18 protein-coding genes are annotated in these 26,507 nt (G+C 40.4%); 7 read left to right on the top strand and 11 right to left on the bottom strand.

The genetic code is table 11. The features are described from left to right. Positions 1-12 precede the first annotated feature (12 nt). From B4A24_RS23120 to B4A24_RS23080, 9 genes are all read right to left on the bottom strand, one after another. Positions 13-1,626 carry a RagB/SusD family nutrient uptake outer membrane protein gene (locus B4A24_RS23120; RefSeq protein WP_293947319.1) on the bottom strand — a complete coding sequence of 538 codons (1,614 nt, stop codon included), beginning with the start codon at positions 1,624-1,626 and terminating at the stop codon, positions 13-15. 4 nt (positions 1,627-1,630) lie between these two features. After that, positions 1,631-4,768 carry a SusC/RagA family TonB-linked outer membrane protein gene (locus B4A24_RS23115; protein WP_293947318.1) on the bottom strand — a complete coding sequence of 1,046 codons (3,138 nt, stop codon included), beginning with the start codon at positions 4,766-4,768 and terminating at the stop codon, positions 1,631-1,633. Between the two features lie 394 nt (positions 4,769-5,162). Next, entirely contained in the window at positions 5,163-6,347 is a 1,185-nt protein-coding gene (locus tag B4A24_RS23110) for a glycoside hydrolase family 76 protein (RefSeq protein WP_293947316.1), read from the bottom strand. Positions 6,348-6,414: 67 nt separating this feature from the next. Then, positions 6,415-7,542 (bottom strand): glycoside hydrolase family 76 protein, encoded by a 1,128-nt coding sequence (locus tag B4A24_RS23105; RefSeq protein ID WP_293947315.1) that lies wholly within the window; start codon positions 7,540-7,542, stop codon positions 6,415-6,417. A gap of 10 nt (positions 7,543-7,552) precedes the next feature. After that, on the bottom strand, positions 7,553-8,692 hold the full coding sequence (locus tag B4A24_RS23100) for a SusE domain-containing protein (protein WP_293947314.1): 1,140 nt from the start codon (positions 8,690-8,692) through the stop codon (positions 7,553-7,555). 75 nt (positions 8,693-8,767) lie between these two features. Then, the gene (locus B4A24_RS23095; RefSeq protein ID WP_293947313.1) at positions 8,768-10,393 is read right to left on the bottom strand and encodes a RagB/SusD family nutrient uptake outer membrane protein; all 1,626 of its coding nucleotides are present in this window, start codon (positions 10,391-10,393) and stop codon (positions 8,768-8,770) included. Between the two features lie 11 nt (positions 10,394-10,404). Next, a complete protein-coding gene (locus B4A24_RS23090) occupies positions 10,405-13,842 on the bottom strand; it encodes a TonB-dependent receptor (protein ID WP_293947312.1) in 3,438 nt (1,145 codons plus the stop codon). Between the two features lie 211 nt (positions 13,843-14,053). Further along, entirely contained in the window at positions 14,054-15,229 is a 1,176-nt protein-coding gene (locus B4A24_RS23085; protein WP_293947311.1) for a FecR family protein, read from the bottom strand. Positions 15,230-15,336: 107 nt separating this feature from the next. Next, positions 15,337-15,915, bottom strand: a complete 579-nt coding sequence (locus B4A24_RS23080) for an RNA polymerase sigma factor (protein ID WP_293947310.1) — start codon at positions 15,913-15,915, stop codon at positions 15,337-15,339. A gap of 458 nt (positions 15,916-16,373) precedes the next feature. On the opposite strand from B4A24_RS23080, the gene B4A24_RS23075 reads away from it, so the two are divergent. After that, positions 16,374-16,874, top strand: coding sequence for a GNAT family N-acetyltransferase (locus B4A24_RS23075; RefSeq protein ID WP_293947309.1), 501 nt, complete (start codon positions 16,374-16,376; stop codon positions 16,872-16,874). Between the two features lie 157 nt (positions 16,875-17,031). Here the strand turns inward: B4A24_RS23075 and B4A24_RS23070 are convergent, their stop codons facing one another. After that, positions 17,032-17,490, bottom strand: a complete 459-nt coding sequence (locus tag B4A24_RS23070; RefSeq protein ID WP_293947308.1) for a hypothetical protein — start codon at positions 17,488-17,490, stop codon at positions 17,032-17,034. A 322-nt stretch (positions 17,491-17,812) separates the two neighbouring features. On the opposite strand from B4A24_RS23070, the gene B4A24_RS23065 reads away from it, so the two are divergent. Both B4A24_RS23065 and B4A24_RS23060 read left to right on the top strand, forming a co-directional pair. Then, entirely contained in the window at positions 17,813-18,589 is a 777-nt protein-coding gene (locus B4A24_RS23065) for a hypothetical protein (protein WP_293947307.1), read from the top strand. 401 nt (positions 18,590-18,990) lie between these two features. Then, positions 18,991-19,398 (top strand): GNAT family N-acetyltransferase, encoded by a 408-nt coding sequence (locus B4A24_RS23060; RefSeq protein WP_293947306.1) that lies wholly within the window; start codon positions 18,991-18,993, stop codon positions 19,396-19,398. An 11-nt stretch (positions 19,399-19,409) separates the two neighbouring features. Here B4A24_RS23060 and B4A24_RS23055 read toward each other — a convergent pair whose 3' ends face one another. Continuing rightward, positions 19,410-20,021, bottom strand: coding sequence for a hypothetical protein (locus tag B4A24_RS23055; protein ID WP_293947304.1), 612 nt, complete (start codon positions 20,019-20,021; stop codon positions 19,410-19,412). A gap of 106 nt (positions 20,022-20,127) precedes the next feature. Between B4A24_RS23055 and B4A24_RS23050 the strand changes: the two genes are divergently transcribed. The 4 genes from B4A24_RS23050 (at position 20,128) to B4A24_RS23035 (ending at position 26,403) form a co-directional block, all read left to right on the top strand. Beyond that, complete coding sequence (locus tag B4A24_RS23050; RefSeq protein WP_293947303.1) at positions 20,128-21,030, top strand: DUF6528 family protein; 903 nt, start codon at positions 20,128-20,130, stop codon at positions 21,028-21,030. 430 nt (positions 21,031-21,460) lie between these two features. Further along, complete coding sequence (locus B4A24_RS23045) at positions 21,461-24,118, top strand: glycoside hydrolase family 78 protein (protein ID WP_293947302.1); 2,658 nt, start codon at positions 21,461-21,463, stop codon at positions 24,116-24,118. 359 nt (positions 24,119-24,477) lie between these two features. Then, complete coding sequence (locus B4A24_RS23040) at positions 24,478-25,062, top strand: RNA polymerase sigma factor (RefSeq protein WP_293947301.1); 585 nt, start codon at positions 24,478-24,480, stop codon at positions 25,060-25,062. A gap of 126 nt (positions 25,063-25,188) precedes the next feature. Further along, positions 25,189-26,403 carry a FecR family protein gene (locus B4A24_RS23035; RefSeq protein WP_293947300.1) on the top strand — a complete coding sequence of 405 codons (1,215 nt, stop codon included), beginning with the start codon at positions 25,189-25,191 and terminating at the stop codon, positions 26,401-26,403. The last annotated feature ends 104 nt before the right edge of the window (positions 26,404-26,507 follow it).

Below are 26,507 nucleotides of genomic sequence, written 5' to 3'. Positions count from 1 at the left end.
TCTTTTTTGGGGTTATACCTTTCCTCTCCAAAAGGAGGTTTGAATCAGTTTATTATTATTCTTAAACAGAGCCGGGTTGATCGGCCAATAAAATCCTTCTTGCCGGAAACGTGATTCTGAAAGCCAGGGGACAAAATTGCTGTATTGTCGCGTGCGCAACAGATCATAAAAAATCTGTCCCTCAAGGTAAAGTTCTTTTCCGCGCTCTACGATATACTCATACATAACTTCTTCTTTTGTCGAAGAATCGTTCACAAATGAGGATTCGTCAGCGCCGTTACGTTCTCTAAAGTCATTGATAATATTGATTGCCGTCGATACCTGATTTTTGTATAGCGCAATCTCCGCCTTCAGTAAACGCATATCCGACAGTCTATATACAATCAGGTTGTTACTGACATAAGGATCAAGTTTCTGTGTTGCGTTACGGTAAAATACTTTTTGATATTTTACACAGGTCGGTTTGTCGCTATCCAAGTCAGTAAAATTCCGTCGGCACCGAATATCACTATCGTCAAATGAGCGGGATGGCATCGATTTCCATTCCCATTGGTTTAAAGATGCATTCCAATACCAGTCCCAAATCTCTTCAATCTTATAAAAATGGTTTGACAAATAATCTTGTGGGACATAGCATCTAGAATTGGTGCCTACGGTAGAAAGCTGGGCAGTGCGCAAAAACAAGTTGGCAATATGATGATTGGTGCCTTCCCGATTATTCTCGCTCATGCTGATCTCAAAAATTCCTTCGGACGACAACCCTTCGAAAGTTTTATAGTAATTGGCCGTATCAGTAAGGGAGTACATGCCACTGCTTATAATTTCATCGATCGCCTTGTCGGCCTTTTCAACAGCATCGGCGTCTGGCTGGTTGGAATTGACATCGCTCATGGTGGCTTTCCATAGATAAAAATGAGCTAGCAATGCATTGACCGCCCCTTTATTGGCCGTTACTTTGGCATTTCCGAGTGCTGAATACTGCCACGGCAGGAGATCTCGCGCTGCAATAGCGTCTTTTTCAATCTGCACCATCACGTCTTTCTTGGAACTTCGGGCTAATTCTGGCGCAGATATCGGATCCTCATACTCTTCGGTCACCAATGGTATGTCTCCCCATACACGCAACATCATAAAGTATGTAAATGCCCGTAAAAAGTAAGCTTCACCCAATATTTCATTCTTAAATTTCGTCGGACTTGTCACATCAGTCAATAGTTCATCTGACACTTTGGGAACGCGATTGATTATAATATTGCTCATGGTAACCGCCTTAAAGAAATTCGTCCAGTCCGCAAAATATTGAAGGTTGTACTGGAAGGTAAAATCACCATCTTGTATCCCCTCAAGGCCATCCCCAGAATATTGTATCGTAAAGTAATTCTTGGCAATAGCATCACCATACATAAAATAACGTGGGCTTGGATTCCAATTCCCTGAATTCATGACATTTCGGACCAATGCATAGTTTCCGGCCAGTGCACTCCTCAGATCACCTGCACTTTTCCAATAGGCTTCTGAAAAAGTTGAATTGATAGGCTCCTCGACCAAAAACTTTTTGCAGGATCCGAGGGAAAAAACGACAATCAGTAGAATCGCCAGTTTATAATTTAAAATAATTCTTTTCATCGTCTTAAAAAGTTAGTTCAAACCCTAAAGTGTATTTTCTTGGGATAGGATATCCACCGCCATTATATTCTCCGTAAGGGTTTACAGCCTCCGCATCCGGCAGTTTCTTGGATTTTTGCCATCGGGCAACATTGTCAATCGTCCCAAACAACCTAACCCTCGAAATATTCCACCGCTTGGTTATCCGGTCAGGGAGACTATAGGATAATATGAGATTTTTAAATCGCACATATGATCCGTTTTCCAGAAAGAAGGTCTGAGCCGATGTATAATAATAGCGATAGGTACCAATATCATACTTTGCATACTCGGCCTGGTCGCCAGGATTACGCCAAATATTAAGTTTGTCCAAATCCCGTATCGAATAATAAACAAAATTTGAGACCGCATCCCCCGAAGTGGAATTACTGAATTGATCTGCTTCAAACAGATTGAGTACATCCCGTCCAAAACCATAGGTAAAAAATAGGGTAACTGAAAAGTCTTTGTAGGTAAAAACGTTATTCCAACCACCAGTCCATTTGAAATTCGGATCTCCCAATACTCTTTTATCTGGGTTAAGACCACTATTGAATACATCAACAAAGTAATCTCCATCCACATCTTCAAAGTGAAAGTCCCCTGGGTTAAACACTCCATTTGAATTACGGTAACGTTCCCCAGTATATGGATTGACCGGGATGTCATTTAGCGTAGAGAATACGCCTAGTGTCCGGTATAGATAAAATGAATTTATTGGACTTCCCACTGAAAGAATATGGGATTTATCAAACCTGTCGCCATCCATTACCAGATCACGGCCACCATTAGGAAGATTCATAATCCGATTCTTGACATAAGAAAGGTTTAAGTTGGCACGCCATTTTAAGGCAGATGACCTCGATAGCACATCTGCCGACAGCTGAATATCCACGCCGCTATTGCGGATGCCGACCGAATTTGTTTTGGCATAATCATAACCGGAAGTAACAGGGAGCATTACGTCAAAGAGACCATCGTAATTTTCTTTGTTAAATACATCAATGTTAGCAGTAAATCGCCCTTTATACATTTCCAGATCGACGCCAAGATTCCATTGCCGGTTCCGCTCCCAGCTTAGATTCTTTTGTGCTACACCATTCGTAAAATTTGGTGTGATTGCAACCTGACCGTTATACGAACTTGCCCCAGAATTGCCTTGATATCCACCGTTATTGACATTGTATAAGTTATATTGTAGATAATTGCTGGTCGGCAAAGCTCCGGTAAGACCATAACTACCTCTGATCTTTAATAAGGTAAGATGTGGATTATTTTTTAGAAAATTTTCTTCGGTCAAAATCCAGCCTACCGATGCCGAAGGAAAATATCCCCATTTGTTATTTTCTCCAAATCGCGAGGAACCATCGGCACGTATTGCTCCAGAAAATAGATATTTACTGTCAAAATCATATGAAAACCGGCCGAGATAAGAAAGCTGTGACCATTTTTGAAGATCGGAATAGGCCCCAATATTGTTTTGTAAAAATCCGGTAACGACCTGGATTTGGTCGGAAACACCTTGACCACCCCAAGCTGATACAGATTGTATTTTATTTTTTTCCGCTTCTTGACCCATCAATAGATTCAAGGAATGCTTGCCCAGCTGTTTGTTGTAGGTTAGAAAATTTGAAATCCTAACTTGATTGCTCTCATACGAAAATGCTGAGGAATAGTTCCCTTCCCCACTCATTAATGCGGATGGCCTATTATACTGCCTATTGGCCATATCTTTTATATAGGCTGATTGCGAAGTAAAGGTCAGTCCTGGCGCAATATTGAAGATCAAATTGAGGTTGGCGTTCAGATTAGAAGATTCATTGTTGTCGAGATTGTCATCATAGGTGCCTAACATAAAATCTCTTTTTGCCTGAGAAAGACTGATCAATGATGTGGGCATGCTTCCGGCACTCAAAGCGATCGGACTAACATCGCTCCCCGTCCCACGCGCCCGTTTATTGTAAGAATAGGCTACGATTGGATTGATTGTCAATCGCTCATTGATCGCTTTACTTGTCAGATTAAGCCTACCGGTATAACGCTTGAAACCTGTTGCTTTTATGATGCCCTGTTCGTCGTAATAATTCCCACTGAAGCGGTAGGAACTAATGGAAGAACCTCCACTGACGGAAAGATCTGCACTATTGATCTTTCCTTTCTGGTAAAACATATCCTGCCAATCGGTATTTCCGTTAAAGGCTGGATTAAGCGAGTCGGTTAACAGTATAGGCAGATACCTGTAATCATTGTCTGAGAGCTGATTTTTTAAAATATTAAGTTTTTGCTGCCGTTCGGTCCTTCCCAAAGTAACTTCGCGCAATTCTGGCCGCTGCGTGAGGCCTGAATAGCCTGAAATCATAAAACGCGGATCTCCATTGCGTCCTTTCTTTGTGGTAATCATCACAACACCATTAGCAGCTCTTGAACCGTAGATAGCCGCTGCAGAAGCGTCGCGAAGAACATCAACGGATTCGATATCATTGGGATTTAGGCCAGCGAGATAATTGGTACCAGTCCCGGTATTGGGCGATACAAATTGCTCGGTAGGTTGGGGTACGCCATCAATGACATAAAGTGGATTACTGACGACCTTATAATAATCATCGCTGGAATAATTTAGGTTGACAGCGGAAGTACCCCTGACGGACAATGTCGGAGATGCCCCCGGGGCACCGGAAAAATTCTGCACGTTGACACCCGCGAGACGTCCCTGTAAAAGTATATCGAAACTTGCCGCAGGAAGATTTTCCAAATCTTTTCCAGAAATACTCGAAATGGCGGCAGTGGCTTTTTTTCGGGAGGTTGTCTGATAGCCGATCACCACGGCCTCGTCCAAACTACTTAACGTCTCAGGCATGGTGAAGGTCACGTTTCCGCTGCTGGGAATAACTTGGCGCGTACGTTCATAACCCACAGAATTTGCTTCCAGAATATCACCTGTTTTACCTGAAATCTTAAAATTTCCCTGTTCATCGGTTTGCGTACTTTTTGATGTACTTGTGTTTCTAACGGTTATCCCCGCTAATTGCTTGCCATTTAGATCACGTACGGTTCCCGTAATTTGTTGGCCGAGTGCAACTAGCGAAGTCAGAAACACAGATAAAAATAATACTATCTTTTTCATTTGTGCTTGATTAGGTACTTTGTTAGGTTAGCCCAAATTTAAGCCTCAGGAAAAGGTAATATTTACCTTATTATACCTGTTTATAGCACTTTTTTAGCAAGATGTAAAAAGATAGTTCATTGTTTGTCCTATCCTTTATGTCCTCGTTCCCTCTATTCGCCCAAAAGCTATTGCTGGGATGGACATATTGCCTACCTGCGTACATGGGCAACACAAAAGGATCGATAAGCAAAGTATTGGGAGGTGTAAGAAGAAATAAAAAACAGGTTAAATGGAAAGAGCCCGGTGCAATACCGAGCTCTTCTACAAAAAACTTAATTTTAGAATTGTCCAACTTTTTGGGGTCACTTCACCTTTGGACAGCCCATACTATTAATATAACGAATTGAAAAGGCTAATATCCCAGTTTTGCCAATCGCCCATACATCTCTACATAGGCACATTGGTCTAAAAGCCATTTTGATTTATTAGCCTTCTGCAATGTCCAGTCAACATCAAAAAGCCCATCCTGATCCCGCATCTGATGCCATGCGAAATCAAGATTTTTGGCAAAGACAGCTACATATTTTCGATTTCCGTCTTGCTCAAATAGGCTAATAAAGCCCCGCATCATTACCGCATGGAACCATAGATTACTGTTTTTTAAGACTGGAAAATCTTTGCCGTCTCTTATTTCAAAAAAATAGCCTAGACAGGCTTCAGCAAGCTGCTGTGCATCGTCTAGGTATTTCTTTTCTTTAGTCAACCGGTAAAGCAATGCAGCAGCCTGCAGCATCTGACCCGAATTATAAGAATATTTCGCCTTGTTAACCTTACCGTCAAGATGCATATTATCCCAATATAGCTTGTCTTCCGGATCTTGAAGCCCCGCTTTTGTCCATTCATATAAACGTCGACCTTCAAGTAGATAATCCTTTTGTTTGGTCGCTTCAAATAATTTTAAGGCAAACACTGCTGCCGGTGCATTCGAACAGGTGTTTTTAGATTCCTTTTTCTGCTCACACCAATAAATACCCCCTCCAAGTTTATTATCTTCTCCGCTCTTAACAAAGGTCCAAATCTCTTTTGCATGTTTGAGATAATCAGCCTTTTTGGTCTGTATATAACTATCTGTAAAATCAATACCCAGCCAGATGTTATCGTCATAAAAACGATCTGATGCTGGTGCTGAATTGATATAGGACGCATACCCAGCAGGTGTACGCTGTTCGTCTCTATATTCACGTAGTCCTACAAGCACCTTGTGGTCCAATATTTTCTGATAGGTTGCTTTATCCTTTGACAGTTCCATCAACGCATTTACTGCTGAGAAACTACCAGAAAAAGGCCAGAGATAAGCGTATTTTTTTTGCTGTTCAGCCTGTATAGTATTATTCAAATAGTCCGCCTTAAAATTTTCGTCAAAGGGATATTTCTCGGCCAGTAATTTATTTTTAGCGTTTCCATATTTGTCATAGATCACATCCAAAGTCTTCTGGGCATAATCAAAAAATTGACCGTTTTTAACCTGCGCCTGAGCTGTTAGACAGCATAAACCTGTCATGAGTGCTATCGTCGCTATCCTATTTATTTGTTTCATCAGCATCTATTATTCTAATATAGCCATCAGGACCTGACTGGTAACCTAATGGCTAGTATATAATCTATTATTTTACCTTCGTCTGATAACGTGCCAGACTCTCAAACAGCATTGCAGCGCTGGCATAGGCTGTAATTTCACTATTTCCGACCGGCGGCTGAGACCAGGAAGAGCCAAAGAATAAGGTCGGCAGGCTGGTCCCCTTGGTCCAGGCAATTTTGCCATTATTGACCAAAAACTTTTCAAATTTAGCACGGTAGTCAGCGTTAATCCCTTCGAGGTTTAGATAATCAACAAAATACCGGATAAATATGCCTTTGAACAACGCTCCATCACCATTACCCTCGTCGCGAAGGATATTATTTCCACCATCAATGCATCGGGTAATTGTATAATAACTTATTTTTTGCGCATCGACCAAATAAATCTGATCTTTGGTAATCTTAAAAAGTTCAACGGCGGTACCCAGAAAAGTTCCTTGATTATAAGTCAGTGTTGTCTGATTGACAGCGTCAGTCTCACCGTTGATATTATCATATACAGCACCTGAAGAGGGATTGTAAAGTGTTGCCTTCTGCCATTCATAGATCTTTTTGGCCCAAGTCAGATAGTTCTCATCTTTTGTTAGATTGTAAAGCCTAGCTGCAAGAATACTAGCTGGTCCATTTGAACAGGCATTTTTGCTATATAGCATATCCTTGCGCCAAGCTAGTCCCCCACCGGCAAATTGTTCATTCCAGCCCTTGATGATATCTTTCCACAAAAGCAATACCGCATCGAGATATTGCTGTTCTTTTGTAGCCTCGTAGAGCCGCAGCATAGTGAGGGCATTCCATTCCATGTCATCGTAGAATACATTGTAATAGGTGTTGCCATTTTTCACTTTAACACCCTCAAACCACTTACTGAAATAGGTACTATACTTTGCATCCTTTGTTCGTAAGTAGGCATCAATAACCACGTCCATCGCGTGTGCGTTGGGCCAGTATTGAAATCCGAGATCCGATTGATTGATGGCATTATTAAAATACCCAGCTTCATTCCAAAAACCGGTGATCATTTTACCGGATACCTGATCAGCAATTTCCGTCCAAGATTCCTGAATCGCATCGTCGTAGCGGTAAGTATCCTCAACTTTTGTACATCCAAACAGTAAAAACAGCATGGATGAAATCAACATAATTTTTTTCATCATTTCTCCAACTTTAATTTGGAACAACCGCATGTGTATAATCTTTGTCTCCCTGTAAAATCATCGAGATTTTTGTTGGATGTCCATCCACGGCATCTACAAATTTCCATTTGTCATCCCATTGCGAAAGATTCGGCAGGATGCGGACAAAGAAGTATGCCGGATCAGTACCATTAGGTGGCACATCAGTACCTTTTTGGGTGCCTAGCTGCACGGTCTCCGCTTTCCCGGCCTTGATGGTTTCCATCTGGAACTTATAGCGTTGGTCGCGGCCCCAGCTTTCCTGTTTAAAGTTGATGACACCTGTCGCCGACCAGATCCCCTTCCCTTGGTAAGGCAGATCGAGTACTACTGCTCCCGAAGGGGAGAAATAGACGCCCATGCTTTTGATCGCGGTATAGGTGATTGTCGCAACATTGAAATCAATTCTAATACGGTATACGGCTGTTTTGGTCACGGTGTTGCTTCCTGTTTCACTTTCCTTTAATTTTGTTTGATCTTCGGAATAGAATATACGTCCGTCCGCTGATCTGCGGTCCGTAAATGTATATTTTTTGCCTGCCTCCAATTTAGTAAAAATCTCATACTCACCGTTGCCAACAAGCTTAAACGGCAATGCTTGCGCAATGTCTGTACTATTTTCAGTTCCTTCGCCCGTGATAAACAATTCATCTGGAATATCTGCAAACCCTTCCAAGGATTTGATAGTCAATACTTTTTTTACTTTACTCAGTACCCGCCTCATCCCTCTAATGGAATATACAGACCAACTGACATCACCACTTGTGCCAGGTTCGATCCCCGCTCGTGCAGCTACCTGATTCAATATTTTGTGGCTGATGTTTGCTCCGTTTGAATTTCCGTTATTATCCGATGTAACGCTATAAAGGGGCTTGCTAAAATCGCCATCCACCTTATCAAAAACAACCTCATATTGAGCTGCCCCCCCATCAGCAACCAACGCGGACTCCCATTCAAAATACAGAGCAGCAGAACTGGAGCTCAATAATTTGACAGCTTTCCCATCCGCAGGCGCATATAAATTCTCCACAGCGGATACGTCTGCATCCGAATATTTCATATCGTCTTTTTTGCAGGAAGCAATCCCTCCAATCAATACGATCAATGTTATAATTTTAACATACCATTTCATGTCTTTATCATTAATTTAGTGATTCAAAACGTACCTTTTTTGTAGCGTTTATAACTATTTGTTTCAATTAAATTTTTAATTTGAATAGCCTTGGTTATTGGGCAGTAGATTTTTATTCAGATCAATCTGAGTCCTTGGCACTGACCATAAGTAATCCCGGCTCTCGTCAAATCGTCGAATATCCAATTTGATATAACTGTTGTTGCTGCCATATTTAGCTCCAAATACCTGGCCATCTAGGTAGGTTTTACCGGCTTTCCAGCGCACAATATCATAGTAACGTAAGCCTTCTAACGCAAGTTCGCTCCGCCGTTCATTTCGAACAATTGTTTTCAGATCACCGGATGTCGGAAAATCCAGCGCTTTTGCGGCTTCAAAACCAGCCCGTTTACGGATAGGTTTGATGGTAATATCCCATACCGCAGCATCAAGCTGACCCAGTGCCTCTTTGGCTTCGGCATACATCAGTAAGATATCTGCATATCTGAGCATAATAATATTCAGTCCCGCATCGTATTTTACGGTGGCTGTTACATCATAATATTTCTTGACATAATACCCTGTTGCTGATGCATTGGCACTTGCTCCCTGGTATTCATCAAGGCGCTCTTTGTCTGTTCCACCCGAACCAGGTTTGATAAAAATCTTACGCACAGTCCCGTCAAAGTCAGTCCATTGACCACCATGGAAAACGATCGTAGCTGCCATGCGTGGATCCCGGTTAACATAAGGATCATCACTGTTGTAATTAGGATCTGTAGCGATCGTATTGCCATCTAGGGTGATATAATTATCAACGAGGCTCTGCAAGGGTGCATAACCATTTAGACGCGCTTGTGCTGAGATTGGTGCAGCATCATAGAGTTTACTCCAGGTTTTCAATTGTGGAACATACGCATAGTCCAAAATGACTTCCGAATTGTACTCTTTAGCTGCTGTAAACAATTCGGGATAACTTTCGAACAGTGCATATGTACCAAATTCCGCTTGCTTCTTGATCAGATTTTCACAGTACTCGATGACTTTGTTCCAATTGCTCTCATAGAGATAAGCTCGTGCCTGAAAAGCTGAAGCCGCGCCTTTTGTAATCCGGCCTCTATCGTCGGCGGTCAAAGCATCTTTGCTTGGTAGATCTGCCATACAGGCATCCAATTCCTCATGGATAAATGCGATAACAGTCGCTTTCGCTGTCCTCGGCACGGTTTTAGACTCTTCTAGGGATATATCTTTTGTAAAGAATGGGATATCACCGTAGAAATTGACCAGTCTGAAGTAGAGGGAAGCGCGTATAAACCGTACCTCGGCAATCCTACGTTTTTTTAGTGCAGCATCCATTCCGGGTACGCGGTCTATATTTTCCAGATACACATGACAGGTTTTGATCCCCCCATAGAGATCGGACCATTCGGAAGCAAAACGTCCTAAGGTAGGGTCGGCAGTCCCATTACGGATGGCACGTTGATCTGTATTAGACCGGCCCTCAAAAATATTATCACTGAGCGCTTCATCATTCCACAACCGATCTGCTGAAAATAGCTGATTATAGGCCATATTGACCATTTTTTCCGCATTTTCAGGATAATTCCAAAAATTTTCATCGGTAAATCTATCCGTTGGCAGCGTATCCAATTTATTGCAGGAAGTTAAATGGACAACAGCCATTAAACTCAAGCCTCCTATAAGTAGTTTATATCGTTTCATCACATCAAAAATTAGAATTGAATATTTAGTCCGCCACCATAATATTTCAATGTTGGATAATTACGGGCACTATTGGCAGACCCACCCATGTTAGCGTCAAATTCGGAGGACTCAGGGTCTATCCATGAGTTTTTGCTTAAAGTCAGCAAGTTTTGGGCATTGACAAAAAAACGAACCCGCTGTAGCCCCAATTTAGCAACAACACCTTTTGGAAGACTGTATCCAATCTGTAAATTTTTCAGACGTGCATACTTCCCGTTGAAAAGATAGAGATCAGAATCTTTACTAAAATTGTTGGTCGATGCTGTAGATCCATTTGCCGTAAGTCGCGGCCATTGCCCATCAATATTTGTAGGCGTCCAATAATCAAGTTGATGCTGATAAATAGCGTACGAATAATTCTGGTGGAAGGGCTCAATCAGTTCACCGCGGATCATCATGTCCCGTTTACCTACCCCCTGCCAAAACATACTAAAGTCAAAATCCTTATAGCTTAGATTATAAGTCAGTCCGAATGTAAATCGAGGGAAGCCATTGCCTAGGACAAACCGGTCCCGCGCATCGATGATTCCATCGTTATTCCGATCGACATACTTGACATCCCCAGGACGTAAATCTGCCGCCGTGATGCCGCTTGGTAAGGCTGATGTCTCTATATCGGTGATATTCTGGAAGAGTCCTGCCATCTTGTAACCATAATAGGAGTTGTACGGTAAACCAACGCGTGTCAATTTCGTAATATTATCTACTGTTGAAATCCGATCATCTCCTGGCATCGCAATGATCTTATTGTGGCTATCGCCCATATTGGCATTGATTTGATGCTGAAATTCGCCTGTTTTAGCTTGATAAGTCAGATTGATCTCCCAACCTTCGTTGTTCATTTCACCTAAATTCTGGTTTTTTAATGAAGTTCCGAATGCGGAAGGGATCTGTGGTGACATCAGGATATCTACTGTTCGCTTTTTAAAATAGTCAAAACTTGCAGTCAGCTTATCGTGGAAAAAGGTTGCATCCAAACCGATATTGAAGTTATAGGTTTTCTCCCAACGTAAATCCAAGCTGGCATAATTAAATCCCGCTGCGGCTACAGGATTATTGTTAAATCCATAGCTGTTTGGATAAGACTCATACGTAAAGTAATAGGAATAATCATCTACAGCCTGATTTCCCAATACGCCATAGGTTGATCGAATCTTGAGGCTACCAACATGTTCCTTATACCAATCCATAAAGAGTTCATCCGACGCCCGCCATCCAAGTGATCCCGAGGGAAAAAAGCCCCAGCGATTTGCTTTTGAGAACTTGGAGGAACCATCGTAACGAAAGCTGAATTCGGCGAAATATTTACTTTCAAAATCATATCCAGCACGACCGAAAATCGAATTAATACTGTTTTGTAAAGTCCCATTCGGTGTGACTCGGGCGCTGACGGGATCGATAATCGTTCCAGTAGTCGGTGTGCCCAATACGGGATCAGTAAATTTCATTTTAAGTTCATTCTGTCTACGTGTATAGGACTCGTTCGATGCCCCGATCAAGCCTGAAACGTGATGGCTACCAAATGTCTTATCATAATCCAGCAGCAACTGGAAATTCAACAACGAGGCTTTTTCATTAAAATCCTCCGTATTGCGATCTGAATTGACATATACCTGGGGTTGTAACGCATCCGGACTGGAATATAAGGGCACTTGGATCCGCCGGATAAAGCGGTGATCAGCATAGATATCTGCTCCAAAAATACCGCGTAGTTTTAAACCGTCGAACAGTTTTGCCTCAAGATTCAGGTTGATATTAAAATAATCATTGTCATTTTTGACATAACCACCTTCATTCAGTTCCGCCAATGGATTTTGATCTGTCAGGGCGTTATTGACCAGGTATTTTCCATTGTCGGCCCGCATCCGATAGTAATAATACGAAGGCAGACGGGAGGCATTAATAATGGCACTTCCCGCCGTATTGCTCATATTGTTGTTGCGTGTGTAAGCTAAAATCGAGGTCAGTTTAAAACGTCCGATCTCGGTACTGAGGTTTGTCCGCAAATTATACCGTTTTATCCCGAAATCCTGTCCCACAAAATTGCTGGGTTGATTATAAAAACCGCCTGAAAATAAATAGGAGCTTTTATCACCACCACCGCTGACGCTGACATTATATTTCTGCTGAAACGAATTTTTCATGATCTCCGGTAAGTTCCATTGTTCGATATCCTGATGTGCATACAGGTCGGCAATTGCCGCGGGTGAAAACTGTGGATCCATCCCAGAGTTGGTAAGTGCAAGATTGCGCAAAGTCGCATTTTCATAACCAGCAACAGGAGAAAACAAGATCTTTGGTTGTTGCACTCCCCATTGGGTTCCAATAGCAACTGTAGGTTTCTGATTTTGGCGTCCTTTTTTTGTCGTTACAAGGATGACACCATTGGCCGAACGCGAACCATAAATAGCTGTGGATCCGGCGTCTTTGAGTACTGATACCGTCTCGATATCGTCTGGATTGATCTTGTTCAGGGTCCCACCCTCGGTAATGATTCCATCAATCACCACAAGAGGTGCATTGCTATTTACAGTGGAAATCCCCCGAATGTTGATGTTCATCGAATTATCATTGGGATCCATACTTTTCTGCTGAATGGTCAAACTTGGTGAAGCACCTTGAAGGGCCTGTGTCACATTGCCGACCGGTCGATCCTGGAAGGTTTTCGCGCCGATCTGGTCGACAGCACCGACAAGGCGCTGCCGTGTCGTCGTACCATATCCGATTACAATGACCTCTTCTAACTGGCTATTGCTATTTTTCATTACTACATGTAACTGCGCCAACTCTTCGGTACGCATAGAAGCCAGTTCCACGCTCTGCTGATCATAGCCCACGGAAGAAAAAACAAGTGTCGATCCTGGAGAAAGGTTACGGATTGTAAAACTTCCATCCGTAGCAGTAGAGGTCCCAGCAGATTCATTCCCTTTGACACGCACGGAAACGTTTGCAAGGGCTTCGCCTCGTTCATTGGTGACCCGCCCTTTGATCGTTTCCTGATTTGGTCTCACTACGGATGCCGCTGTTGACAGGATCGTCGTTGCTTGGGGCCGGTCACGGATGACGACCGTCTTATTGTCCAGATGATACGACAGCGGCTGATCTTGAAAGATCTGCGCCAGCACATCAGACAACATCCGGTCCTTCACTTTTATATTCACGGATTTAGCCGTTGACATTTGCCTTTCTGTGTAAAGAAAATTGTACCCGGTCTGTGACTTTAGATCCTTGAATATTTTTTTAAGGCTCATATTGGTGTATTCCAATGTTACCTTTTGTGCGAAGGTTGAAGCGCTAACCTGCATTAAAGTAACCAAGATAATTATGGTCGTCAATCGCATAATAAGCCATAGTTTACGGAATAGCAGATAAGCTATTTCCTTGTTTCTGATATAATTTTGATACATTTGCAAGGTTTGATTCGCAGTATATTCGAGTCGTCCAAAACAGAAACATACTGCAGATTGGATAGTTAAAAATTAATTGTCCCAAACAGCAACCGAGTCCTCCGGGATCTTGGTTGCTTTCTTTTCCACTGCGATTGCTATTCGATTTGTTTATACTTTTTCATCATATTTTTTTTAGGGTATGAGTTATAATTGAATATTTAGCGAACAATTATGGAAGGACATACAGGGTTTTACCTTCAATTCGAAAATGGACCGCCCCCGTTTTTTCCAGTAGATTTAAGACTTGCTTGACATCGTCAAAACGGGAAATTCCGCCACCGAACTTCTCTGTCGTTTTTTTGCCTTGATAGATGACATCGACTTTATACCAACGTGCTATCTTACGCATAACACTTTCAATATCATCATCGTCAAACATAAATTCATGATTAGTCCAGGCGACGATGGGTGCAGTATCCACTTGTTGCAATTTTAGCATCCCATTGGCTGTGAGGCTGGACTGTTGTCCCGGAAGCAATCGTAGTTTTTGATTATTAGGGGAAGAGACTTGGACACGGCCTTCCAACAAAGTGGTTCGCAGCTCTGGCTCATCAGCATAGCTATTGACATTAAAGTGGGTACCCAACACTTCGATCTTTTGCCCAGCACTCTGTACCACAAAGGGATGTTGAGGATCCTTTGCGACTTCAAAATAGGCCTCCCCTGTCAATTCCACTTCTCTATTTCCCTGAAGGGCAAAACGCATTGGATATTTAAGGGCTGAAGCAGCGTTGAGCCACACGTGCGTACCATCGGGTAGCTTAATGCGATAAGTTTCGCCTTGTGTTGTTGATAATGTATGATGGCCTGTATCATTACCAATATTTTTCCCAACCTCGTAGATTAGCTGTCCGTCATTACTTTTAGATATTTTGATACCCATTTCATTCAAAATCTGTCCATCTACAGTTTCCTGCAGATGAATCTGTTTACCATTGGCTAGTGTTAAAGTTGCAGATTGCTTTCCGGGCGATATGGGCTCTGGTGTAACTTGCTGGGATACCGTATTGCCGGCGCCATAAAAAATCCACCAACCGGCAAATAATACCCCAATGACCATTGCCGCAGCTGCACTGATACGTTTCCAGGACCACAACGATCGCATTTTCGGTTTATTTATCTGAAGATGTAATTGCTCCCATGTGTTATCCAATACTGTTAATAATTCAGGATCCCGAAGCAAGTCCTGATCGATAGGATCATCTAAAACTTCTTGTATCAGTTCATGTAGCAATACCGGATCTTCACCAGATTTTATATAAGATAGAAAAGCACGAGAATTTTCTTCACTGAGCTCTCCCCGTATATACCGTCTTAAAGTATATTGAAGTAATTTCTTTTCCACAATTGGTTATCTTCTTTTTAGCTAATACACTTCAAAAGCAAGGATCATCTGCTCTGAGGGTAATTTTATTTTACTTTTTTTCAGCCTTAAGAAAATAATTGCGATTACTATTGTTGGAGAAGTATAAAGGAGACTATTAATAGCGTTGACTTATTCACAACACTGTGTCTTTCTTTGATATACTTTGTAGCTTTTACAATATGGTCATTGATGGTGGAAGTGGATATCCTTAACAAGCTACTCACTTCTGCGTAGCTTTTGCCTTCGATTTTACAAAGTCTATAGATCAGTCTTCGTTGAGGTGGAAGCTGTTCAATCGTTTGGTACAGCCATTGTTCGTCTTGTTTTTCGTCTAATTGTTCTTCTACATGGGTATAGAGCTGCGTATTGTGGCGGCTAAGGTAGGCTTGAATCTGTTTCTCTAGGTTATTTTTACGGATAAAATTATATACTGTGTATTTGGCAATCTGAAACAAATAAGACCTAAAGGATTGTTCGACATCGATCAGCTCCCGTTTATCCCATACTTTGATAAATACTTCTTGCAAAAGCTCTGCTGCATCCTGTTCGGATTTGACCATTTTACAAATATTGAGGTAAATACGACCACTGTACAAACTGTAAATTTGTCGAAAAGCAGATTGGCAGCCCGAACGCAGGGCCGACAGAATCTCCTTCTCTTCCATATGATCATATCCCGGTTTATACATTGCCACTCAAGTGAAATATAAAAATAGATTCCCAAAACTTGGTCTTTCCCCATATCCTAATGGCAAAAAGCAGAAACTATCCCTTTTGTTGAAAAGTAAAAATGCTATAGCTTTATCGTATTTGGTTACCCTCTCTCTTATGTCGTATACAATACATTCTTATTAAAAACCAGGAAAGATTCATACTGGCATTTCAACAAATTGAGGCCCTAGCTCAGCTCAACTTTATTTATTATTGATACATCCATAGGATTGAATAAAACAAATATAAAAAAACTAAAACGGTTTTGCTGATTTCAGAAAAAATTATGGAATATTAAACTCAATTATCTAATTTTACTTATAAGGGGAACAAACAATCAAATAAAAGAAATTTGGTTACGATCAATTAATTCTTACTTTTCCTAACCAACGTATAAAAATTGAGATCTCACATGGAAACTTTAATCGCAACAGATCAATTAATATTGAAGCCTGTCGAACTGGCAGACTTGCAAGATATGTATGTTCTCCGAACCGATCCGCAGGTCGCTCAATACATAGAAAGAGATATCACTAAAAGTCTTGACGACATAAGATTGTTTATTGAGATGGTCAGAAAAAATAAATTCTATTTTACGATTAAAACAATAAATGGAAATGACTTTGTGGGAGCTATAACCTTATGGAATATTGACTGGAGTAAAAAATATGCTGAATTAGGTTACGAATTACTTCCGCAATTCCAAGGTAAAGGACTCATGAGCGAGGCTGTAAAGGCCATGCTAGATTATGCCTTTACTGAAGCAGGATTTGAATATATCGAAGCGTATACACATCAAGAAAATATTCCTTCCAAAAAACTTCTGGAGCGCCTCGGCTTTAAATTGGTCGAAAATAAAATTGACAAGGATAATTTAGATGTTGTCATTTACGGAATAAATAAAACCTGTTGATCCAATCTTAAACGGGACAAAATATTTCGAGAACAGGTAAGCAAAACATCCTAAATGAATATTACAAACATCATTTGATCCTTGTATTTCTCACATACGAGGAACTCTTATTTGTTTTGAAAGCACGGTTCGGTGGTGATGCAACTATTTCATTCCATCATGAAATAACTATCGCGTTCCCTTTTCTACTATTCTGCTTCAGAATAATCAAATAGGGTATTAGAAAAAATAAATCAAATGAAATTTTGCGTGGGAAAATTGATTGATCAAAATAGATCAGGCCAAAGATCATAAAAATACAAATCAGGATACCGATCACCGCATCAATATGAGCCAAAGTCTTTGCCCACTCCATACCCTTATAAAATCCCCAGGCAACTAAAAATTTAAAGGCATAAACAATAATCGTTACAACGCCTGTTATTGTAAGTAGAGATTTGCTTTCAAGACCATAAATACTGATTGTCGCTTTCACTCCAAATAGTTGACTTATTGCAATTATTAGGACTACTACGCCCGAAAGCATAAAATAATAAGAAAAAGCCCGAATAAAAAAAGGTAAACTCATCCAACTATCTGCAGGTTGGCCAGCAATTGTATTGAAAAAATTCTTCATTATAATTAGTTTTTGTCCAAAATAACATGCGATAAATAAAAGACTTTCGCTGATATATGATATAAATTTAAGTATAATATTATAAAATCCGGTAAATTATATTCGAAACATAAAATCCACTTAACACTCTGCATCAACACCTTATACCTTTACAACGAATATTTCTTCCTTAATGGCGATTAGATGAATATCTTCAATCGCTGCAATTACCAATGATCTATCAAATGTAAAAAACGAAGCTATAGAAACCGTAGAAGACGGAAATCATATTTGATCATTATCCATATAATTTTAGTAATTTAATAGGTAAAAGACAGAGCGGATGACAAAACAACAGATGAAATTTAGCTTTTTAATTGTGACCTTGTTGATTTATAGCTTTGGCTATGCACAGAAATCCGAAATTAATGCTTCAAAAAAAGTCAGAATCAGCAGTATTATCTCATTATTTAAACAAAAGAATATAGATGATATTTCGACGATTGTAAACTATCCTTTGAAACGGGAAAACCCCATTCCGGATATTAAAAACCCAAAAGAATTCAAACAACGGTTTCGTGAAGTCTTTGACCAGACGCTGGTAGATCTGATCGCACATTCGAAACCTGAACAATGGACAGAAGTTGGCTGGCGAGGAATTATGCTCGATAATGGCATAGTATGGATAGATAGCGACAACGGAAAGATCACCGCGATAAACTATCAGAGCACTGTTGAAAAAAAATTAAGACAAGCACTTATTCACCAACAAAAAGAACATGTACATAGTTCCCTAAAGCCATTCAAAAATCCTGTATACAGGCTAAAAACAGAAACATATCTCATCAGAATAGATGAACTAACTAATGGAAACTATAGATATGCTTCCTGGAAAATTGGCAAAAAAGAAAATGCTCCACCTGATCTCATCTTAAACACCGGTAAAGTGGACTTTGAAGGAAGCGGAGGCAATCATGTCATTACCTTTAAGAATGGTATTTATACCTACAAGATATATCGAAATATTATTGGAGAGAAAAATGCGCCGGACATTACCCTTATTGTTGAAAAAAATAACCGGAGAATTTTACGTCAGGATGGAACACTAATAGCGGACTAAAACATTCGACTACCATTACGAATGCAGAAACTATGGCAAAAGCTGCTGCGAAGAGTGTTATTACTAGTGTTTTCAAAATGTTTGTATTATGTCGTAGTAGTTTATCTATTCTTATTTGTTGATTCAAAACTACAGTACAATACCACTCTTGCCTATTACCTTTAAACTAGCATACAGGAGAACGCTGTGAATGACAGGATTGGAAGGTGAAAAAATATGCGACAAGCTAAACTTTTTGAAGCAATATTTCAAAAGCCGGTAGCTCTTATCGATCACCACTCGGATTCTATCTAAAAAAACGGATTTATCCTGGCCTTCGACCGACGCCTTGAATTTCCTAATTTACCGGCCGTAAAAGTAACATGGACCGACAAAATATAAATAAAGATTGATTATAATAAATGAACATAACAATTTCAAATACACGCAACATCAAAATTGATGATATTTTAAAATTATACCGGGCTAACGGATGGAGCGCCGCGAACAAACCAAGTGAATTGTATCAAGCACTGATGAATTCGCATACATTGATCTCCGCATGGAGAGAAGAGACATTGGTGGGTCTGGGAAATGCAATTTCAGATGGCCATCTTGTCGTTTATTACCCGCACCTATTAGTCCATCCCGATTATCAGGGCAAAGGAATAGGTCAGCTTATTCTTCAAAAAATGCAAGACATCTATGGTCATTTTCATATGCAAATGCTTACAGCGGACGGGAAAGCTGTAGATTTCTATAAAAGGAATGGTTTTGAAAGAGCCGGAAAAACTGTACCCATGTGGATCTACAAAGGCGACGAGCATTAACCAATAGAGGGCTATCTGATTAAATCATTGATTTCACGCTGAATATTGAGGCGGGCCTGTTTTTCATATTTTTCATAGAAAAGGTCCGTTTTAAATATTTTTTCCATCGCTAGGAAACTCCGCAAAACTTGCGTCCTTCCCGCGTCAAAATAAATAGAGTCACCATATTCTTTACGGATTCCAGTAGCATACCTCGCATAGGAAGCATTGTCTGCACCAAGTATCGACATATCGGCATCAATAAAATAATTTATAGTGGTGTCCCTATTTTCCACATGTGCCTTTGTTGCCAGGATCATCTCCACACAGTTGCCGATCAGGTGCGGTGGATAATTCAATCTACCTAAATGATCTACTGCTACCAATGCACTTTTTGCTTCATTTGTACCATCCATCATAAAATATACAATATCATGATAGATCATGGCCAAATAAACTGTAGGATAATCTGATAAATTATGTTTGCAAAAATCCAACTGCTGACTAAAGTGCTGAAGGTGTGCCAAGGTATGATAGCCCCTTCGTTGATCCGAATACGATGTTAAAATCTCACCCCAACATGCCTCCAGCAGTTCAATATCATCGGTATATGGCGTCAAGCACGAAAGATATCTCGCTTTCATTTTTAAGTCATCAACTATCATAGCTAAAGCTAACTATTTTCATTTGTATATTCTTTTCAAAAATTTATGTGGTTAACTTTAAATAGGAATTTAATTAGAATGTAAGATGAAATCTATTAAAATAACGCATACATTAGTGCTATGCTTCATCATGGCAATGCCCTTTTTTAGCAGGGCTCAACAATTAACTCAAATCTCCAAAGGCTATTGGGTAGCTTGTGGAGATGACAAGGTACTTATTATTAACCCTACAATTGGATCAGATAGCTCAGCTATAATCTGGAAATGGCAATTCAAAGAAAGTGCAGATCAGATACCGAAGGAATATAGCAATTATTTTAAATCTATAGATGAGTGCAAGCCGGTTTTCGCCAACAAAAAGATCCTGATTACTTCATCGACAGGTGCAACCTGCTTATTGAATATCGCCGATAAAAAAATCGAGTTCTTTGCCAAAACACCGATGGCTCACTCCGCAGACTTACTATCCGAAAAGCTGGTAGCTGTGGCAAACTCGACCCACCCAATGGGTAACTCCTTAGAACTTTACCACTTGGATTGGATGGAGAAACCGATCTATAAAGACACACTTTATTCCGGACATGGTGTCGTCTGGAACAACGAACTACAACAGTTATTTGTGCTGGGTTATGATGACCTACGAACATACCAATTAACTGATGATAAAAATAGCTTAACACTTGTTAAAACGATAAAAATTCCAGGACAGGGTGGCCATGATCTTTCTTTGGTAGACAACAACCGTTTACTCGTTTCTTTTGCAGATAATGTCGCTGTCTTTTCTATAAAAGATCAAAAATTTACCCCGTTCGCTCCATTAATGGGTGTACATCATATAAAATCTGTAAACTGGAATGCAAAAACAAATCGTGTGATATATACAAAAGCCGAAGATAGCTGGTGGACATTTAATATATATGCGACCAACCCAAATCAGACGCTACATATACCAACGTTGAAACTTTATAAAGTCCGCGTTTGTAATTAAGATGATCGTATTAATTATTGATCAATCGGTTTGCATTTAGGGAGCTGTGTAAGTAGGTTGATTTATAGGTTGAACCAATTCACTCGTTTCGTAGACATAAAAAAGCCACATCTCACGACGTGGCTACTAAACTAAACTTATAAACTTATGATTCACTAATAGTCAGGCTACGAGCTAAATGACTCACCACTAACTGTTGTTCTGATTTGTTGATTCAAAACTACAACACAATGGTACCCCGGCCTATTGGCTTTAGGCTAACGGGTATAAAAACTCGGTAAACAAAGGAAATATGGAGGTCAAATTCACCAAATTGGTCTTTATAATTATGTATCAAAAGCATACAGGATAGTGCATGACGCCTATATCAAATTTAATACTTATAATAGTAAATCATTCCGGATCTCCGGCTAACCATCAATCCTCAAATATGGAACCAATTATAAAACACCTGTTTCGGAAAATTGTGACACTTGGCATCCTATGCACACTGGCTTTCAACACCTTTGCCCAAAAATTAAGTGTAATCGACCTTAAAGTAGAACACCTTAAAAACCCTCTGGCAATCGAAACCGAAAACCCACGGTTTAGTTGGAAAATAACCTCCCCGATAAGGAATACACAACAATCATCATATGAAATCAGAGTTGGCCGTCATCAAGCAACCATGGATGCAGGCAAAGACTTGGTGTGGAAAGCGACAGTAATGGGCGATCAGTCTGTATTAATTAAATATGAGGGTGCTGCACTACAATCAAGAAAGAGATATTTTTGGCAAGTTAGGGTAAAAGACAATCATGGCAATACTTCTGCATGGTCTGAACCTGCGTTCTTTCAAATGGGCATTAGCCCTATGGCATGGACTGCAACATGGATCAAAGTGGCCGGAAAAGACACGTCGGCAAGAAGTCCTCTTTTCAGAAAGGAATTTGCCATCAATAAAAAACTTAAATCAGCAATGGTCTATGTCACCGCAAAAGGATTGTACGAAGCCCATATCAATGGCCAACGCATCAGTGATACCTATTTTGCTCCAGGATGGACCAGTTATAAGGATCATTTACAATATCAAGTATATGATGTAACTACAATATTAAGGAATGGTGCTAATGTCTTTGGGCTCACTGTTGCAAACGGTTGGTATAAAGGGCGGATTGGATTTGGAAATCAACATAATTTTTATGGCGATACGCGTGGGTTGCTCTTGCAGCTTATGATTGAATACACAGATGGAACAACCGAAACGATACAAACCGATGAAAGCTGGAAATATGCTTATGGACCGATTATGGCATCGGATATTTATGATGGCGAAATCTATGATGCTCGGATGGAAATAGATGGTTGGAATAATATTGGCTTTCAATTGGATAACAAATGGAGTAGCGTGGGCACAATGGAGAAAGGCCCAGAAAACCTTGTCGCAATGAGTGGTCCGCCTATTAAGAAACACGAACAGTTCAAAGCGCTTAAAGTTTTTAAAACACCTTCAGGTGAGACTGTTGTGGATTTCGGACAAAATCTGGTGGGATGGGTCATGCTCAAAGCCAAAGGTGCCGCCGGAACCAAGATCACACTGAGCCACGCTGAAGTACTTACAAAAGAAGGCAATTTTTATACCACCAACCTAAGATCTGCTAAGGCACAGGATATTTATATTTTAAAGGAAAATACCGAACAGGTCTTTGAACCTCATTTTACGTTTCAAGGTTTCAGGTACGTGAAGGTCGAAGGCTATCCAGAGGAATTAACAGCCGACAACCTTACTGCTGTCGCGCTGTATTCCGCGATGGAGAGCACAGGAAAATTCGCTACTTCCAATAGCCTGCTGAACCAGCTACAACATAATATACAATGGGGACAAAAAGGGAATTTTTTGGATGTACCAACGGATTGTCCACAACGCGACGAGCGTCTAGGTTGGACGGGGGATGCACAAGCTTTCGCCAATACAGCTGCTTACAATATGGATGTTGCAGGATTTTTTACCAAATGGCTCAAGGATGTAAAAGCTGACCAACTACCTAACGGTTCAATCCCACATGTAATCCCCAATGTACTAGGAGCAAACGATGGGGCATCAGCAGGTTGGGCAGATGTTGCTACCATTATTCCATGGGATATGTATGTCGCCTATGGCGACCGGCAGTTGTTGGAAACACAGTTTGAAAGTATGCGGAAATGGGTAGATTATATATCTTCCGTAGCCAAAAATAACCTTTGGAACTCAGGTTTCCATTTTGGTGACTGGTTATTCTACCGCCCCAATGATGACAATGACGGAAGGGCCGCAGTTACAGACAAATACTTGATTGCCCAGACTTTTTATGCGCATTCTACCCAATTATTGATCAATGCAGCTAATGTATTGGGCAAACAGCAAGATGTCGCTAAATATAAAGCACTGTTAGCCAATATTAAATCCGCTTTCGTAAAGGAATACATGACACCCACGGGGCGATTGGTTTCTGGAACACAAACGGCTTACGTTTTGGCGCTACAATTTGATATGTTGCCCGAAGAGCTTCGAGCAGCATCGGCAAATCGTCTCGTAGCGAATATTCGTGATTATGGCAATCACCTCACAACAGGATTTTTGGGCACTCCCTATCTATGCCATGTATTGACCAGATTTGGTCATAATGATGTGGCTTACGATCTCTTGATGCAGGAAAGCTATCCTTCATGGCTCTATCCTGTTAAAATGGGCGCAACAACAATATGGGAACGATGGGACGGGATTAAGCCGGATGGTTCTTTTCAAACACCGGATATGAACTCCTACAACCACTATGCGTACGGAGCAATTGGAGATTGGATGTACAGAACGATTGCGGGCATCAATTCGGTCGCCGAGGAACCTGGTTATAAATCCATTGTTATCGCCCCTAAACCAGGTGGAAAAATAACAAGCGCCTCCGCAGAATTAGAAACCCCGTATGGTCCAGTAAGATCAGCTTGGGCACTAGAAAATGGATTATTGAAACTTGAGGTTACTATACCTGTGAACACCAAGGCAAAAGTGATACTACCCGAAATGACAAGAGAAATCGGTTCGGGCACCTATCATTTTGAAAGTAAACTTTAATTGCTTAGGGTCTTGCATATAATAATCTCCAAAAATAACATGTAAATAAAAATTGGAATGCATCTCCGAGCGGCGTAGTATCGCTATAGTCTAAATAAGAGATCATATTTGGTGTTGGTTGATGACCAATGCTTCTAATGCATGTTAGCGAATCTTTCGAGCGAAAAAAGCTTAAAAATGGCTTCATCGATATAAAATGGGTTTTCAAATCGCAGCTTGCGTTCGTATCTTATGCTACTTTATAGTGGCGTCAGGTTGCGCATGTTATGTTTCGAAAGGTTTCATTTTGAATTAATACCTTTTTTATATAAATTTAATATCAATTTTGTTTCTTTAGACCAACAAAAACCTATGTACTAATGAATTTGAAGGGATTTCCACTTGAATTAGAGGAATTTGAACGATTTAAGATGGCTGATGGGAGAGTTTTTCGAAAAATATTTGATTGCTATAGACCTGGCTTGCAGGAAAAAGTATGTCGTTTGACCTCCTCCCCGACAGAAGCTGAAGAAATTGTGCAGGAAGTTTTTGTTCAGCTATTCCTCAAACGGAATGAAATTCCATCTGCCGAAGCAATATTTCCTTTTCTCTATGTTGTCGCCAAAAGATTGGCTATATCTAATTTTCGAAAAGAGGTCATCCGGAAACAATACAGAATGGATAACGGAAACATCCAAATGGACACAACATCCTGTGCGCATATACAATTAGAGCAAAAGGAGTGTGAACAGCTGCTCAAAAAAATTATTGATACGCTTCCCGCCCAACAGAAACGGATCTACCAAATGAATAAGTTTGAAGATAAGAGCTATCAGGAAATTGCGGAACATATTGGTATCTCCCGAAATACAGTCAGGAACCATCTAACCGCCGCCTGCAGTTTTGTCAAATTAAGACTTCAAAAAATCTTATTCACGCTAACCATTCTGCTATTGGTATGCTAACATACTGCATTCGCAGCTTTCCCCTATTTGCTACCATCTATTTCTATTTTTAAAAATTTTATTTATTCGACTAGTACATTTCGATGGCTGATGCGAATAGATATTAAAGCATGTAGAAATCCATCGATGTCAAAAATAGAAGCTTACAAAAGATTAATCCGTCAGTATTACGAAGAGAAACTCCAAGGGGAATCATTAGAACAGTTTATAAAATATATGGACGATGATGATTTTTTGGATGCTTGGGAACAAATAAAGCTTGAAGAAAAAACAGTAAATAAGGCTCTAGCTGGGACGAGCAACCAAAATATGTTTGAAAAAATCACAAATGATGAGCGTGTCAAACATCAATTGCTACTGCTGGATCCAGCAGAAAAATCGGCTAAGTTTCCTTTGCGAAGTATAGCTGCGGCGGCTCTTTTGTTATTCGTGGGGACCGGTTCACTTATTTATTTTATGGGAAGATCGAATGGGGCAATGGTCAATGAACAGCAACGCATTGCCAAGGAAATCGAATCAGTCCTTCCAGGTAAAGATCGCGCCCAGATTATATTAGAAAATGGTCGTCGAATTGATTTAGAAAAAATCAAGGGAGACACGATTATTGACCATGGTGATTTTGAAATTATCAAAACCGCAGCCGGAGGGATCTCCTATCATTTAAAGAACGGCGTCGATCCCCATAAACTTGTCTACAATAGTATTGTAACTCCGAGAGGCGGTGAATATAATCTTACATTGCCCGATGGTACACGGGTATGGCTGAATGCATCTACTTCATTGAAATATCCTGTTGTCTTTGATAAATCAAAACGGGAAGTAATATTGTCTGGTGAGGCCTATTTTGATGTAGCAAAACGGATTGAACTGGGAAAACGAATTCCTTTTATTATTCATACAGGTTCACAATCCATAGAAGTATTGGGAACTTCTTTTAACGTACAGAACTATGGAAAGAAAATCATAACCACCCTGGTGGAGGGGAAAGTAAAGCTGAATTTTAAAAATACGACAATACCAGATCAATTCCTACGGCCTAATGAACAAGCGACATTTGAACACGGATCGAATCAGTTTTCCATTGATCCTATTGATCCATTCTATTCTATCGCGTGGAAGGATGGAAATTTTGCCTTTTACAAAACGCCTCTTGTTGAAGTTATGGACATTATCGGCCGCTGGTATGATGTTCAGGTCGAGTTCAAATCGCAATTTGAGGATTTCCAATTTTCAGGTACAATATCGAAATATAGTGATATCAAAAAATTATTAAAGACCATCGAACTTGTCGGTGGTGTTCACTTTGAATTAACGGGGAGGAAAATATATGTAAAAAACTAATCTTTTACAACCAAAGGCTTCAGGAGCGTTGCGACCGCCCCTGAAGCTGGTCTCATAGAGACAGTTGACACATCTTATCAAATATTAACTTAAAATATCAACCG

This window comes from Sphingobacterium sp. UBA7249 (assembly GCF_002472835.1).
GTDB lineage: Bacteria > Bacteroidota > Bacteroidia > Sphingobacteriales > Sphingobacteriaceae > Sphingobacterium > Sphingobacterium prati.
Note: the sequence above shows the minus strand (reverse complement) of the source record. Positions and strands in the feature narration are given on the sequence as shown.

Coding starts and splice junctions, on each gene's coding strand:
- B4A24_RS23055 (WP_293947304.1), bottom strand. CDS start 20,021: ATGAAAGCGAGATATCTTTCGTGCTTGACGCCATATACCGATGATATT.
- B4A24_RS23050 (WP_293947303.1), top strand. CDS start 20,128: ATGAAATCTATTAAAATAACGCATACATTAGTGCTATGCTTCATCATG.
- B4A24_RS23100 (WP_293947314.1), bottom strand. CDS start 8,692: ATGAAATGGTATGTTAAAATTATAACATTGATCGTATTGATTGGAGGG.
- B4A24_RS23035 (WP_293947300.1), top strand. CDS start 25,189: ATGTCAAAAATAGAAGCTTACAAAAGATTAATCCGTCAGTATTACGAA.
- B4A24_RS23045 (WP_293947302.1), top strand. CDS start 21,461: ATGGAACCAATTATAAAACACCTGTTTCGGAAAATTGTGACACTTGGC.
- B4A24_RS23115 (WP_293947318.1), bottom strand. CDS start 4,768: ATGAAAAAGATAGTATTATTTTTATCTGTGTTTCTGACTTCGCTAGTT.
- B4A24_RS23070 (WP_293947308.1), bottom strand. CDS start 17,490: ATGAAGAATTTTTTCAATACAATTGCTGGCCAACCTGCAGATAGTTGG.
- B4A24_RS23090 (WP_293947312.1), bottom strand. CDS start 13,842: ATGTATCAAAATTATATCAGAAACAAGGAAATAGCTTATCTGCTATTC.
- B4A24_RS23095 (WP_293947313.1), bottom strand. CDS start 10,393: ATGAAACGATATAAACTACTTATAGGAGGCTTGAGTTTAATGGCTGTT.
- B4A24_RS23080 (WP_293947310.1), bottom strand. CDS start 15,915: ATGGAAGAGAAGGAGATTCTGTCGGCCCTGCGTTCGGGCTGCCAATCT.
- B4A24_RS23120 (WP_293947319.1), bottom strand. CDS start 1,626: ATGAAAAGAATTATTTTAAATTATAAACTGGCGATTCTACTGATTGTC.
- B4A24_RS23075 (WP_293947309.1), top strand. CDS start 16,374: ATGGAAACTTTAATCGCAACAGATCAATTAATATTGAAGCCTGTCGAA.
- B4A24_RS23060 (WP_293947306.1), top strand. CDS start 18,991: ATGAACATAACAATTTCAAATACACGCAACATCAAAATTGATGATATT.
- B4A24_RS23065 (WP_293947307.1), top strand. CDS start 17,813: ATGACAAAACAACAGATGAAATTTAGCTTTTTAATTGTGACCTTGTTG.
- B4A24_RS23040 (WP_293947301.1), top strand. CDS start 24,478: ATGAATTTGAAGGGATTTCCACTTGAATTAGAGGAATTTGAACGATTT.
- B4A24_RS23105 (WP_293947315.1), bottom strand. CDS start 7,542: ATGATGAAAAAAATTATGTTGATTTCATCCATGCTGTTTTTACTGTTT.
- B4A24_RS23110 (WP_293947316.1), bottom strand. CDS start 6,347: ATGAAACAAATAAATAGGATAGCGACGATAGCACTCATGACAGGTTTA.